The organism is Chthoniobacter sp. (assembly GCF_040003245.1).
In the GTDB taxonomy this organism is placed as follows: domain Bacteria; phylum Verrucomicrobiota; class Verrucomicrobiia; order Chthoniobacterales; family Chthoniobacteraceae; genus Chthoniobacter.
Window position 1 is genome coordinate 1 of the sequence record NZ_JBDUCX010000174.1, and the last position, 14,379, is coordinate 14,379.

11 protein-coding genes are annotated in these 14,379 nt (G+C 62.8%); 5 read left to right on the forward strand and 6 right to left on the reverse strand.

The genetic code is table 11. From position 1 onward, the window contains the following. Positions 1–136 precede the first annotated feature (136 nt). Positions 137–985: a DUF692 domain-containing protein gene (locus ABJF10_RS21190; protein WP_348546604.1), complete on the forward strand. Its 849-nt coding sequence runs from the start codon at positions 137–139 to the stop codon at positions 983–985. Positions 986–1,158: 173 nt separating this feature from the next. Then, on the forward strand, positions 1,159–2,034 hold the full coding sequence (locus tag ABJF10_RS21195; RefSeq protein ID WP_348546605.1) for a DNA-binding domain-containing protein: 876 nt from the start codon (positions 1,159–1,161) through the stop codon (positions 2,032–2,034). A gap of 196 nt (positions 2,035–2,230) precedes the next feature. Here ABJF10_RS21195 and ABJF10_RS21200 read toward each other — a convergent pair whose 3' ends face one another. Then, on the reverse strand, positions 2,231–2,620 hold the full coding sequence (locus tag ABJF10_RS21200; protein ID WP_348546606.1) for a hypothetical protein: 390 nt from the start codon (positions 2,618–2,620) through the stop codon (positions 2,231–2,233). A 55-nt stretch (positions 2,621–2,675) separates the two neighbouring features. Further along, positions 2,676–3,587, reverse strand: a complete 912-nt coding sequence (locus ABJF10_RS21205; RefSeq protein WP_348546607.1) for a carbohydrate binding domain-containing protein — start codon at positions 3,585–3,587, stop codon at positions 2,676–2,678. Positions 3,588–3,737: 150 nt separating this feature from the next. Between ABJF10_RS21205 and ABJF10_RS21210 the strand changes: the two genes are divergently transcribed. Beyond that, positions 3,738–4,142: a hypothetical protein gene (locus tag ABJF10_RS21210; protein WP_348546608.1), complete on the forward strand. Its 405-nt coding sequence runs from the start codon at positions 3,738–3,740 to the stop codon at positions 4,140–4,142. Positions 4,143–4,153: 11 nt separating this feature from the next. Beyond that, complete coding sequence (locus tag ABJF10_RS21215; protein ID WP_348546609.1) at positions 4,154–5,269, forward strand: glutathionylspermidine synthase family protein; 1,116 nt, start codon at positions 4,154–4,156, stop codon at positions 5,267–5,269. Between the two features lie 44 nt (positions 5,270–5,313). Here ABJF10_RS21215 and ABJF10_RS21220 read toward each other — a convergent pair whose 3' ends face one another. After that, on the reverse strand, positions 5,314–5,694 hold the full coding sequence (locus ABJF10_RS21220; RefSeq protein WP_348546610.1) for a hypothetical protein: 381 nt from the start codon (positions 5,692–5,694) through the stop codon (positions 5,314–5,316). A gap of 207 nt (positions 5,695–5,901) precedes the next feature. Between ABJF10_RS21220 and ABJF10_RS21225 the strand changes: the two genes are divergently transcribed. Beyond that, positions 5,902–7,848 carry a YjhG/YagF family D-xylonate dehydratase gene (locus tag ABJF10_RS21225; protein WP_348546611.1) on the forward strand — a complete coding sequence of 649 codons (1,947 nt, stop codon included), beginning with the start codon at positions 5,902–5,904 and terminating at the stop codon, positions 7,846–7,848. A 76-nt stretch (positions 7,849–7,924) separates the two neighbouring features. Here ABJF10_RS21225 and ABJF10_RS21230 read toward each other — a convergent pair whose 3' ends face one another. From ABJF10_RS21230 to ABJF10_RS21240, 3 genes are all read right to left on the reverse strand, one after another. Next, a complete protein-coding gene (locus tag ABJF10_RS21230; RefSeq protein WP_348546612.1) occupies positions 7,925–9,202 on the reverse strand; it encodes a VCBS repeat-containing protein in 1,278 nt (425 codons plus the stop codon). Positions 9,203–9,365: 163 nt separating this feature from the next. Then, positions 9,366–12,689 carry a hypothetical protein gene (locus ABJF10_RS21235; protein WP_348546613.1) on the reverse strand — a complete coding sequence of 1,108 codons (3,324 nt, stop codon included), beginning with the start codon at positions 12,687–12,689 and terminating at the stop codon, positions 9,366–9,368. Between the two features lie 283 nt (positions 12,690–12,972). Further along, positions 12,973–14,379, reverse strand: a 1,407-nt coding sequence (locus ABJF10_RS21240) for a GspE/PulE family protein (RefSeq protein WP_348546614.1), incomplete at its 5' end; no start/stop codon positions are given.

Consider the following 14,379-nt stretch of genomic DNA (forward strand, 5'->3'; position numbering starts at 1 on the left):
CCAGGCAGCCGGAGCCCCGCACTTCATTTAAGATTTGGCATTTATCATTTATCATTTTGACCTGCCGTCTGTCGTCTGACGGCTGCGAAAAATCCCAAATGTTAAATGCTAACTGCTAAATCCTAAATTGCTCTTCATGCCCGCCAACCGCTTCAACGCCCACACCGAGTACGGCATCGGCATCGGCCTGCGCATTCCGCACTACCGGCACATCTTCGACAAGAAGCCAGTCGTCGATTGGTTTGAGATCATCTCGGAAAACTACATGGTCGAAGGCGGCCGCGCCCTCCAGGTGCTCGACCAGATCCTCGAGCAGTACCGCGTCGTCCAGCACGGCGTCTCCATGTATTTCGGCAACGCCGCCCGGCCCAATCGCGACCACCTCCGCAAGCTCAAGCGCCTCGTCAAGCGCACCGGCACCCCGTGGCTCAGCGATCATCTTTGCTGGGGCAGCGTCGATGGCCGCTTCACCCACGATCTTCTCCCCATGCCCTACACCTGGGAAGCCGTCGAGTGGACCGCCCGCAACATCCGCGAAGTCCAGGACACCGTCGGCGTCCCCGTCGCCGTCGAGAACGTCAGCAGCTACGCCGAGTTCCACGATTCCGAAATGACCGAGTGGGAATTCCTCAGCGAAGTCGTCGAGCGCGCCGACTGCGGAATCCTCCTCGACGTCAATAACATCTACGTCTCCTCGAAGAACCACGTCTTCGACCCCTACGTTTACCTCGACGCCGTCCCCACCGACCGCGTCGCGCAGATCCATATCGCCGGCCACACGAAATACGAGCGCTACATCCTCGATACGCACGACCACCCCGTGCTCGACCCCGTCTGGCAAATGTACGCCCACGCCATCGCTCGCATCGGCCGTACCGCCACGCTCCTCGAGTGGGACGACCGCATCCCCAGCTTCGAAGAAGTCCACGGCGAAGCCCTCAAGGCCAATCGCTTCCTCCCCCATGCCGACACCATCGCGGCGTGAGAGCTTTCCGAAGGTCGTCGCGCTCCTCCTTGCGTGTCATGTTGAGCGGAGTGTAACGAAGTCGAAACACCCCGTCGCTTTACCAAAGACTATCGCTGGTTATTCCACGGGATCCTTCGACTCCGTTATACTCCGCTCAGGATGACACCGTGAAGATACCGCCCACGCACCGGATGAGTTCAAACCGCAAACCCGCCTCCCTCGCCGAATTCCAGCGCGCCATCGCCGGCACTCTCTTCCGCCCACTCCAGCCCGACGAAAGCATGCAACCCTCCGGCGCCGCCGTCGCCGAACGCTTCATCAAGCCCAACGATCGCCTCACCGCCTTCGAGCGCCTGCAGATTTACAACCAGCAGTACTGGTGGCGTCTCCTCGGCTCCTTCGGCGAAGACTTCCGCGGCCTCCGCGCCGTCCTCGGTGAAGCCAAATTCGACCGCCTCGCCGTCGCCTACCTCGAAGCCTGTGGTTCCCGCTCCTGGAACCTCCGCGACATCGGCTCGCAACTCGTCGCCTTCGTGGAAGCCCATCCCGAGTTCACCCGCCCACGCACCGAGCTCGCCCTCGACGTCACCCGCGTGGAATGGGCCCGCGTCCTCGCCTTCGACGACCCGGAAAAGCCCGTGCTCACCGCGAAGCAAATCGCCAAGATGCCCGCCGATCGCCTGCGCCTCGGCCTCCAGCCCTACGTTTCCCTGCTCGAGTTGCACCATCCGGTCGATGAAATGATGCGCACCCTCAAGCGCACCGAAATCTCCGCCGTCAGCAACGCCGTCTCCGCCGTCCACACGCGCCGGCGCAAAGCCCTCACCGCCCGCCGCAGCCGCACTTTCATCCATCTCGCCGTGCACCGGGTCAATTTCGCCGTCTACTACAAGCGCCTCGACCCCGAAGCCTACCACCTCCTCCTCGCCCTCCGCTCCGGCGCCACCCTCGACCAAGCCTGCGCCGCCGCCTTCGCCGACAGCCCGGAACCCCCCGAGCAAAGCGCCGCCCGCATCCAGGAATGGTTCGCCCGCTGGATGGAATTCGGCTGGTTCTGCAAGCCGTAGCATAGCCATCTCCAGCATGAACTCCTCCCGCCGGAGCTCCTGCCTCTGTCCCGGAGGGACAATAGAATTTAGCCCCGGGTCGAGCGAGTCTTCGAGCGACCACCCGGGGTACATTCGCCCAAGCGGGCACTCCAACCGCCCCGGCGCCAGCCGCATCACTACTGCGCGTCGAATACCAAATTATCCGATAGCGACGCTATCCCTTCTTCTGGTCACATGCTTTGGCCGGGAGCATGAGACTGCAGACACCCATGGCGAAAGACACCATGCCAATCAGGCAGATGTCCTGGACTTCGTCGAGAATACCGATAAAGGCGAAATCTGTATCTATGCCGCCCCGCAAATAAAGGCGCGCGCCAACGGAAACTTTCAGGGCGGAAACCAGGATCGCAATCACCGGTCCGCTGAGCAGCAACGCCAGGTCGCGCACGACCGTCGGCTCGCGGAACCGAAAACAATCGAAGACCCGACGGCCAACAAGCCAAAGGGTGCAGGCAATCGCAAAGGTCAGCGCAGCGGCCGGAACAATTCCCAATCCTTGTATCCAACTCATCATGCTCTGTGTCGGCGCAAGTTCTTCCTCCATACAAAAGATGCAGCCGTTACGCTACCGAAGCACCCACGAGCAGCCGTAAATAACTTCAGTGCGCGACGATCTCGTAGGTATAGTCCCGCCCCCCAAAAGTGAACCGCAGGCGTTTCCCCTCGTCAGTGAGTAACATCAGTTGGGTATCCCCGTGGTTAAAGAAGATCGTCACCGTGCTATCGTGGGCGTTGGCTTCATAGCGGTAGTCAGCCGGTTCAACGGTTTTCCCGTTGAAAGTCAGGAGAGGAACCAGACCTGGGCGCACCGGCTGACCCGGCGTCACTTTCCAACTGGTGCCGGCGAGTTGCGCCCGGAGATCATTCACCGGGTAACCGGCCCGGGTGAAGCCTTTATTGAAGTCTTCCCCGTTGCCGGAGCCACTCGCTGACGGCGCGGGCAGCTCGACGAGCCTCAAGTCGGAAAACCAGGCCGTTCCCGTCGGAAAAGTGGGATCGGTGCCGAGACTCGGCCCGAGCCGGATCTCCGGATCGTCTTTGGTGGTAAATTCGACGGAAACTTTCCTCCACGGCTGGGTCCCCTCGATGAGAGGAGTGTAAACGGCCATTCTCCCGACCATCAAAATCGCACCCGATTTCTGGGCGTTATTCGGCACTGCGACATCCTTGGTCTTGATGTAGCCGGAGAACTGATAGCGGGTGTTGGGCTTTCCCTTCAGGACCTGCCGAATGAAGGAGTGACAAGGTTCGAGATTCTCGACCCGCAACGTCGGTTTCCCGTCGCGGAGTTCGTTCGTATCGACCTCCATCCTGCCGCTTTTTCCCCAGTTCATGAGCTCCCAACCAATCGTCCCCTCTTCGAAGTTCGGGTTGACGAAAAGATTCCGCGCGTCTGCCTCCGCCGTCCTCACCGCGGAGAACGAATCCCGCCTCAGGCCCGGTGGAGTCTCCTGCGCATGGATCAGGCAAAGGGGCAAAGACGCGAGAAGGAAAAGGCGCAGTGTGTTCATCGTTCCAGGGGAGGCCGCCATTTGGTCACTCCCAGCGAGGGTTGCAAGTGCAATACCACGGATAGCAACCACGGTTGGAAATTCCTCTTCGAAATATTCTTCCGGGGCGGTGGGGATCAAATAAGCTGAGCACAGTTCTCTCCGCAGTGAATGGAAATCGTTATCCTCATCCTATTCTTCGTCGTTATTTTCCTGGGCATACTGAGCCACATTTTTCGCGCTCGCAAATTCGCCAATAAAAGTGTCGTGCAACCGGGCGTGGAGTATTTCAATAATCACCATGTGCTAGGCGTTGGATATTACTACGCGGCAGCGCAGCGGTGGTTTTCACAGCCGTGGAATGAATATCGCGAAGACCGTGGTTACTACTGGAATGAAACCTGGAACACCGCACCCGATCAAAGGATGGTTTTGCAGTCGCTCCCACTTCCGGGCGAAGTGGAACGCGTCAATCACGCGTGGAGAAAAGCCGATCCTGACCGGGCCCGGCGATTCTGGGAGACGGTGGAGCGTGAAGGTTTTGGGACGGCCATCCGCCGGTCCGAAGGTTCATGAGAAGAATCGCGGTGGCCGCCCGCGCCGATTGGCCGGCACGGGTCGAGCAACAAGGACTGCTCTGGCATTCCGAGGACGGGGACGAAACCTGGAACGAGCGGGCGGCCTACCTTTTGAGTCCGGCGGAGGTGGAGAAACTGTGTCGCACGGCCCGCGAATTGGCGGGCCTGTATCATCAAGCCACGGAGCACATCGTGGAAAACAATCTCTGGTCTGCGGTGGGGTTGCAAAATCACGAGGCGGAATTGCTGGCGTCTTCCTGGCGACGCGGTGAGTGGTCATTACAAGGAAGGTTCGATTTCCTGTTCGATGCGCAAGGCAGCCCCAAGCTCCTGGAATACAACGCGGAAACCGCGCTTTCCTTGATGGAAACCGCCGTGATTCAAAAGCACTGGCGGGATGACGTGATGCCGCAGCACGACCAGTGCAATCAACTGGAAGAAGCGCTCGTGCTGGCCTGGCAACAATCTGGATTTGCACATGTGCATTGCGCCTGGCGTCCGCGCCATCCGGAAGTCGAGGGCACCGTGCGTTACATGGCGGGACTCATGCGCCGGGCTGGCCTGCGAGCCACTATGATGGCCATGCATCGCATGGGTTGGAATGCACGGGATGGCCAGTTCGTGGACCACGACGGAACTCCGATCACGCACTGCTTTAAACTGTACCCGTGGGAATGGATGTTGCGGGAGCCGTTCGCGGATCGCGTGGAGGCCTCGGGCTGTTTCTTTATCGAACCGCCCTGGCGATTACTGCTGGGGGGCAAAGGCATCCTCTGCGTGTTATCCGAACTGTTTGCTGATCACCCTGCCGTGGTCCCTTGTCGCCCTTCGCCCGAACATCTGGGTTCCGCTTTTGTCAGCAAGCCATTGTTTGGCCATGAAGGACACAATGTCGCCATTCACCGCCACGGTGCGATTGCCGAAAGCCTATCCGGAGAATACGGCGACGAACCCAAAGTGTATCAGGCCTTCGTCGAGAGCCCGAGGCAGGACGGCTTCCTACCCCAATTCGGCGTCTGGATGGTGCGCGATCAACCCGTGGCCATTGGGGTTCGCGAAACCCGCGGATCCATCATCTCGGGAAAAAGCCCGTTTGTGCCTCACGCCGTACAGGCGAGTGCGTGAGGACGACGATCCTCCTATTCTTTCCGCTTTCCTCGTCCACGCGCCTACATCGTAGTCATCCACGAAATGACGTAGCAATCCTTTCGTTGATCCACCCTGTGCGCTTCCATTTTCTTGTCGGCACGCCACCACCGGTCGTTGTTGCTGGATTTCCAAGAGTGTCCGACTGAGTAGACTTTGAGAGCTTCCTTGATTTCGGCCTCCGGAACTTCAACGCCCTTGTGGTCATACATTTCAGCGATCGATTTGCCCGCGCGAAAGATCACGGTGATTTCATAGCCATCTGTCGTATAGGCGAATGCCGCGCTATTTCGGTAGCCCATCGTAAATTCCGACACTTTTCCCGATCCATAACGCGCGGCGATCTGGTCTTGAGTCTCGCCGATGTTTGCCTTTGCCGCCGCTATCAAGCAATGGAGCATCACAGCCGCCAGTAGGGAATACCTCGCGTTACGCATATCTGTTTGAGTGGGTGAGTCTGCTCTCGATGAGGCAGAATACTTCAGTCGCTCTCGATACGGAATCGATCTCTTCACTATTTCAAGTGCACAAATGGGAGTCAGGTTGGGACTCGCTGGGCTCGCCACAACGTCCCAGTAGCCGCGCCCGCTTCCTTGCGCTACAAGACCCGGATGCCCGGCCCCGACCTCTTCCCCGATGACCCTTCCATCTATGAACTTCGCACTCGCGCGCCCGGCCCGGCTGGGGCGTTGCCGCTGACCGAGGATTTGCTCCGCACAGCGCCGAGCGGCGATCTTTTTGGGCTGACCCAGAATGTCGGCATGGGGTGGGAACCGGAGCGGGCCAATGACCGGCAGTTCCTGATCCTGAGCACCGCCGGCGGGGTGCGCGCGCCCGATGGGAAGCCGATTGCCTTGGGCTTCCACACCGGCCACTGGGAAATCGCGCTTCAGGTCGAGGCCGCCGCCCGGGAGCTACGGGCACTTGGCGCGACGCCTTTTGCCGCCGCGGTGAGCGATCCCTGCGATGGGCGCTCGCAAGGCACGGCGGGGATGTTCGATTCCCTGCCCTATCGCAATGACGCGGCGATCGTCCTGCGGCGCCTCATCCGTTCCCTGCCCCGCCGGTCGGGGGTGCTCGGGGTGGCCACTTGCGACAAAGGGCTGCCGGCGATGATGATGGCCTTGGCCGGTTCCCGCGATCTGCCCTGTGTGATCGTGCCCGGCGGCGTCACCCTGCCACCCACCGATGGCGAGGACGCGGGAGCGGTGCAGACCATCGGCGCCCGCTTTTCGCGCGGGCTCATTTCGCTCAAGGAAGCCTCCGAACTCGGCTGCCGGGCCTGCGCTTCGCCGGGGGGCGGCTGCCAGTTCCTCGGCACCGCCGCCACTTCGCAGGTGGTCGCCGAGGCCCTCGGGATGGCCCTGCCGCACAGCGCCCTCGCGCCGTCGGGTTCCGCCGTCTGGCGGGAAATCGCCACCCGCAGTGCCCGGGCGGTCGACGATTTGGCCAAACGCGGCATCCCCATCCGCGAGATCCTGTCCCCCGCCGCCATTCGCAATGCCATGACCGTCCACGCGGCCTTCGGCGGGTCGACCAATCTGCTGCTTCATATCCCGGCCATCGCCCATGCCGCCGGGATCCCGCGGCCGGTCGTCCAGGACTGGATCGCCGTGAACAAAGTGACCCCGCGCCTGGTCGATGTCCTACCCAACGGGCCGTCCTACCACCCGACCGTCCGGGCCTACCTGGCCGGCGGCGTGCCGGAGGTCATGCTCCATTTGCGCACCCTCGACCTGCTCGATACCCGCGTCCTCACGGCCACCGGCCGGACCCTCGGCGAGAACCTCGATGCCTGGGAAAAGAGCGACCGCCGGGAGCGCTTCCGCACCCTGCTCGCGACACGCGACGGCGTGGCGGCGGACAGCGTCATTATGTCGCCCGAACAAGCGAAGGAGCGCGGCCTCACCGGCACCCTCGTCTTCCCCACCGGCAACCTCGCCCCGCAAGGTTCCGTGATCAAGGCCACGTCGATTTCCGCCGATGTGGTCGGCGCGGATGGCGTCTATCGCCATACTGGCCCGGCGCGCGTTTTTACGTCCGAAAATGCCGCGATCACCGCCCTCCGGGAAGGTCGGATCCAAGCCGGGGATGTGATGGTTTTGGCGGGTATCGGACCGCTTGGAACAGGGATGGAGGAGACCTATCAGATCACCAGCGCGCTAAAGGCCCTGCCCTTCGGCAAGCACGTCGCCCTCCTCACCGACGCCCGCTTCTCCGGGGTTTCTACGGGAGCCTGTGTCGGGCACATTGGACCCGAGGCGCTGGCCGGAGGACAATTAGGAAAAGTCCGTGAAAACGATATCATCTCATTGACCATCAATCGCATATCAATGGAAGGACAAATCGATTTTGTCGGCTTCGACGGCCAATCCTTCTCTCCCGAGGAAGGCGCCACCGTTCTTACGAAACGTGCGTCAAATCCTGCGTTGGCCCCCCACCCCAACCTCCCCGACGACACCCGAATCTGGGCCGCCCTCCAGCAAGCCAGCGGCGGCACTTGGGGCGGATGCGTGTATGATGTCGACAGTATCCTGAGCGCGATTTCCGGCCATTAATACGCGACGGTTTGTCTCCCGTCCGCGCACCCCTGCTATCGAATTAGAAATCTGTAGAACGCACTGTGGAACAGACTCAGCGGCCCGACGGTGCGGTCTCGTTGAAGTAGATCTTCACGTTGTGCGTCCGCCGCCCGGAGGTGATGATGTCGAGCTTGCCGTCGCCATTGAGGTCGGCGAGCTGGAGGTCTTCGCAGGCCATGCCGTCGGGATCGATGACGCTCTCCCGCCACTTCTCCCCTTTCGTGTCGAGCGGTGCCCACAGCGCGAGACCGATGGGCGTGTCTGTGGTGCCCGCCTTGCCCCGCCAGCCAATCACGATCTGGTCGGACGCGCTGACGCCGGGGTAACCGCCGAGCATATTGCCGCAAGCCAGGGCGTGGCCCTCGACGAGTTTGTCGCTCAGGATGTGACGCTCCAAGGCCGTGGCCCCGGAGCCCGCCTTTTGCGGCAGATAGACGGCCAGCATGTTGCCGTGCATGGGCTCCACCGTGGTGATGAACTGCACGCCGTTGACCAGCGAACCGACGCGGACTTCGCCCACGCCCGCGGGCGGGTCACCGGCCATCACCGGTGCCGTGGCCTCCCACTGCGCTTTGCCGTGGCGGAAGGACATGAGCCCTTCCTTGCCGCCGAGCAAGACGCTGTCCGGCGTGTTCTTGCCGGCGCCGGAGGCCACGGTGAGACGGACGAAGTTGTGCGTCATATGAAAGCGGTCGGCGACGACTTCCGAGGGCCATTCCGCATGCGGATCCGATGGTGGACGATAGAGCAGGACCTTGGCCGGCACCCCCTCGCCATTTTTGTTCCCGCGTCCGTGGAGCGGGGCGACGAGTAATCCCCACTTGCCGTCTTCGAGCTTGATCCAGCGCATGCGATGGGTGGTCGGCTCGACGGACGGAAATTTGACCGGGGTCCACGGCTGCGTGCGGTCCGTGGGCGGGATGAGGTAGAAGACCGCGCCGCTCTTCTCGGTATCGGACGGCTTCCACGCGGCGCCGACGGCGATCTCGCATTTGCCATCGCCATCGATGTCTTGCGCGGCGATGCAGACGTTATCGTCTTCGGTGAGGTTTTCCGCGAGCAGGTACTTGTGCCACGCACTTGGGTCATGGGACTGGCCGGGGCCGGGGTTGCGATACCAGACGAATTGCTTTTTGTCCGCGAGCAGGATGTCGGGATGGCCATCACCATCCACATCGGCGATGGCGAGGCCGTAGCCGATCTGGATATGGTCGTCGAGCGTGACGGCGGTGAATTTGGGTTCCGGTGGTTCGGCGGCCCACGTGGGCGCGCCGGCCATCATCACACACACCAGCGGGAACAGGGCGCCCGAAAGGATCTTGAGTTTCATAGGGGAAGAGGAAACCGCGCGCCTCTTATAGCGCCGGGCGCGGGGCAATCCAATCCCAATGTGAACGTGGCTCCATTGGCTGTGTGGGCTCCATTGGCTCCATTGCGGAAAACACGCTATTTGCGCCCAAAAATCGCTATTTCGCCGGGTCACGGCGACCCGCTTAACGCGAGAGTTCGTCGGCGAGGGCGACGAGCTTTTCACGAACGCCCGGGACGAAGGAACGCGGACGATGCACCGCGCAAAGGCTGAGGCCATTGCGCTCAAAGAAGCTCACCGAGTAGGCATCGCCGTAGAGGGTGAAATGCTTGAGCTGGCCGATGGGCATGCGGCCTGCCGCTTCCCCGACTCGCGGTGCGAGACCGAGCAGGGCGGCGAGGTCGAAGCCTTCCGGCAAGGTGCCGCCGGTGCAGGCCTGGTCGCGGGTGGCAATGACGCACGCATAAACTCCCGGGAGCGCCGCGGCGAGGCGGCTGACTTTCGGCAGGTCGAGCGCTTCCTCCGTCATGAAGAGCGCTTGTACCGCATCCTGGTCGAAACGGCGGACGGGCGACGGAAGCACTTCGAGGTGCACCGTCTCGGAAGGGAGCCTCGGCAAAAGGAAGGGCGGCTGCGGAGGCGGTGGTGGAACGGCGGCGGCGGGCGGCTCGGGCTCGGGCGCCGCGGGTGTTTCCGTCACTTCCCGTTCCGTCGCGGGAGTCTCGACCTGGGCGGCGCTTTCCACCGGCGGGAGGGGAACTTCGGCGATCGGCTCGGCAAGAGGTTCGGTCGATTTTTCCGCAAAGACCGCGCCGTGGACTACCGCGGGCTCCTCGACCTTGTGCTCGATTTCGGCGGGCAGGGCGGCTGCCGCGGGAGTCTCTGCGGGCGCAGCAGTTTCCTCGGGAGCTTTCGGCTCTTCGATCGGCGCCGACACCTGGTGAAAATCCAACGGGACGTGCTCCGCGATGGTCGCAGCAACAGCCGCTACGGCCAGACCTTCGACGATCGGCACGGCGCGGTGCTCTGCCATCTCGGCAGGCTTCTCCGCAACGGGTGGCTCGACCGAAGTAGCGTCCACTACAACCGGCGACTTTGGCTCCGCCGCTTCCACCTCGGGGCGGTCGACATTCACGACTTCAGCTAATGCGGTCGCGTAAGTGGTCTCGTGGGCGAGGCTTTCCGCGAGATCGGCATAGGGCACAGGCTCATCGGAGAAATGAGCGATGTCCGGCGCACTGTGTTCGCCGGCGGAAGCGATGAGTTCGGAACTCGGCTCGGATTCGGAGCGCGTTTCGATCGGGGCTTCGGCCGTGGGCGGCTGCTGGACCTCGGCAACGGGCAAGGGCGGCGGCTCGGCCGGGGCAGCAACGATCGCGGCTGCTTCGGGCGCAGCGTTGACTTCCAAAGCAATATTTTCGGTAGGCGGGACCGGCTGAACAACGGCCGACTCCATAAGCCCCGGCAGCACGGATGGCGGCTCTAGCTTGGCCACTGGCTCCGGCTCCGGCTCCGAGACGACGGCCGGCGGGGCAAAGCCGAAGATCGGCGGAGGCGGAACGAAATGCGGGCGGAAGACCGGCGGTTGAAAGGAAAGCTTGGGCGCTTCCGCAGCGGCTGAAGGCTCACTCGCCGCCGCAGGCGGAACCGGCAACGGCGGCGGCGTGATTTCCGCGGGCGCCACGGCGGATTGTGCTTCCGAAGCTACAACTGGATTCGCCGGTGTCTCGCTGGCGGCAACGGTTGGCGATGCCGGGCGGAGATCCGTCGGCGGTCCGCCATTCGCGGCCAAAAAGGCCGGTGACGCAGACCACCACGAGGGCACGAGTTCCGCCGGCAGGGCGGGCAGCGGTTCCGGGCTCGAGGACGCAGCCACTGACGGAATCGGCGGAGGCTCCACAACGCTCGGAGGGATCTCTGCGACCAGCGGCAACGGAGGCGGAGGCGGAACGGCCTTTTCGAGAGTCAGCGGAGTGGACAGGTCGACCGCCGGCGGCACGGATGGGATGGGAGGTGGAGGCTCCTCCGCCGGTGGCGGCGGAACGACGGAAAATGCGGGAACGACTTCCGGTGGCGGTAGCACAGACACCGCAGGCGGTACCTCTTCAATGGCAGCGGGAATGACAGGTGCGTCGATCTTCGGAGATTCGACCGACGGCAGTGGCGGCTCGACCGCCTTCGCCTCGCTCGCTGGCGCGGCAGCCGCAGGTTGCTCTTCCACTTTCTCCACCGGCGCGGAAACGATCGGCGCGTCTCCCGCAGCCGGTGCGGCGGGAGGGGCAAACGTCAGGAAAACCGGCGCCTCGGTCGGCGGCGCAACGGTGAGCTCCTGTTTGGGCGCGGGCAGATTCTGGAAGACTTCCTCGAGTGGGATCGGCACTTTGACACCCACCTTGGCCACAAAATATTTCTGATAGATCTCCGGGAGCGCGACGATGAAGCGCAGCGCGCTGACTTCCACATGCCCCTTGACGAGTTGTCGGTCGATAGGCGCAAACGGCAGCGTGATCCGCACACTGTCGTCCACATGCGGCAACTGACCGACGATGATTTCCGGCGGGCATTGCCGCAGAATGGCAGCCAGGCTGAGCTGGATCTTTTCCTCGCCAGTTTCGAGCTCCGGTGACTCCACCGGCGCCAACTTCTGACTTTCGACCACAGGCGCAGACTCGACATGCGGCGGTTCAATGACCGCTTCGACGCTCGGCGGGACGATGACCGCCTCCGACTGGGCGGCCTCCTTGTTCTCCTCGATGCTGGCGGGCACATGCGGTCCCCAATCGAGCACGATCTTCTGCGGCTCGGGTGCGACCGGTGGTGCCACCACCGGCGCGGCGGGAATGGGTGGGACGGACGGGATCGACTCCGCTGCAGGCTGGGGCGGCCCGACGACTTGCATGACCTCGATGATCGCGGGGGCGGGCGCCGGCACGGGCGCGGGCACTGGCGGAGCCGGAACCTCGGAAACCACAGGAGCCTCGACCACCGGGGGCGGTGCCAGGATGACCGGCGGAACGGAAGCCTGCTCGACCGCTGGTTTCAATTCGAAGGTTCTTGGAACCGAGACGGGTTCAACGAGAATGATCGGCGGACTGAGCGGCTGCTCCGGTGCGGGACGTGGCACTTCCACCACCGGCAACACCGGCGTTTCTTGCTTCGCTTCGATAGGCAGGACGGACTTGATCCCGGGCGGGAGTTCAATCGGTGTGACCGGACGCGCCATCTTCTCCACCCCGGACGGTTTGGGCTGCGACCGCAGCAGGCCGATCTGCTCCACGAGCTTTTGCAGCGGCAGCCGCACTTCCGTGTCTTCGTCGCTACTGATTTCCTTGACGAAGATCTCGGGCAGCAATTGCGCGATCCGCGAGAGAGGCACGGCCGCACGGCCGCGCGCAATATCGGAAGAAAGGTCGTTGACCTTGAAGCGCAGCTCCCGTTTCGCGTCGTGGGTGCCGGGCTTCAGGTAGTGCGTGGGGATACGGGAAAGGACGTCTCCCAGCGTAAGCACAATTTCATCCCCGGCGGGAGAACCACCGGCCCCGGGACGCCGCTCCGTGTTCTTGCTGATCCCGGAACCGGGCCGCGGAGCGGGAGTCAGCGAGGGAGCGCCACGGGGGACGAAATTCTTGGGATGCAGGAACGCCGAAGGGTCGGCCCTCTGTGGCGGAGTGCTACGCGGAGGCCCCTCCACTGATTTTGGCGTGCCCGGTTCCACGGCATGCTCGACCACTTTCTCCTCACCGATCGGTGCTTTGGTTTTGAAAAGATGGTCGAATAACCCCATGGGGACGTTAGTGGTCTTCCGCGGTGACCCGCAGAATCTCCTCCAACGTCGTAACGCCCTCACGGGCTTTGTCAATGCCGACCATACGTAGAGTCTTCATTCCTTCGCTGACGGCCTGGTTTTTGATGACCGCAGCCGAAGCGCGCTTGATGATGAGTCGACGGATCGTTTCTGAGACGGGGAGAACCTCGATGATGGCCGCGCGGCCCATGTAACCGCGGCGCTTGCAGCGGTCGCACCCGGCGCCTTGATAAAAAGTGGTGCCCTCATCCTGGATATCGAGCTTGGCCAGCAATTCCGGTTCCGGTTGGAATTCTTCGCGGCAGTTCGGACACACCCGGCGCACCAGACGTTGGGCGCAGGTCAGCAGCACAGAGGAGGAAATCAGGAACGGCTCGATGCCCATGTCGTCCAGACGCGAGATGGCGCCCGCGGCGTCGTTGGTGTGGAGCGTGGAGAGCACCTGGTGACCAGTCAGCGCGGCCTTGACCGCGATGTCGGCGGTTTCGTTGTCACGAATTTCACCGATCATGACGATATCCGGGTCCTGACGCAGAATGGAGCGCAGTGCATCGGCGAAGCTCAGGCCGATGTCCGCTTTCACGGCCACCTGGTTGATGCCGGAGAGCTGGTATTCGATCGGGTCCTCGACGGTGACGATGTTGTATTCCGGGCTATTGAGCTCACTGAGCACTGAATACAGCGTGGTCGTTTTGCCCGAGCCGGTCGGGCCGGTCACGAGGATCATGCCGTGCGGCGCATCGACCGCCTTCTTGAAGACGCCGAGCGTGTACTCATCCATGCCCAATTGGTCGATCGAGCCGGAGAGTGCTCCCTTGTCGAGGAGACGGATGACGATCTTCTCGCCATAAGTCGTGGGCAGCACGGAGATACGAAGGTCAACTTCCTTGCCCGAGACGCGAATGCGGAACCGGCCGTCCTGCGGGAGGCGGCGCTCGGCGATGTCGAGGCCGGCGAGAATCTTGATACGCGAGGCGATTGGGAGCTGGAGCGCCTTCGGCGGCGAACTGGCTTCGATGAGCGAACCGTCCACGCGATAGCGGAGCTTGAGCTGCTTTTCGAAAGGTTCGATGTGAATATCCGACGCCTTTTCCTTGAGCGCCTGCACGAGGATGAGGTTCACGATCTTGACGACCGGCGCGTCTTCGCTTTCCACCGCGAGACGATCGAGATCGATGTCCTCGCGCTTCTGCTTCACCTCCTCGACGTTGGCGTCCGCCGCACTGGCCGCATCCTTCAGGACCTGCTCCATGGCGGAGCCCGCATTGCCCACGCCGCTCAGCGCCTCGGTGACGCTGCGCTCGGTCGTGATCATCGGGATGATCTCGAGCTTGGTGCGCTGGCGCAGATCGTCGAGCGCGAGCACGTTCAGCGGGTCGGCCATCGCCACGAA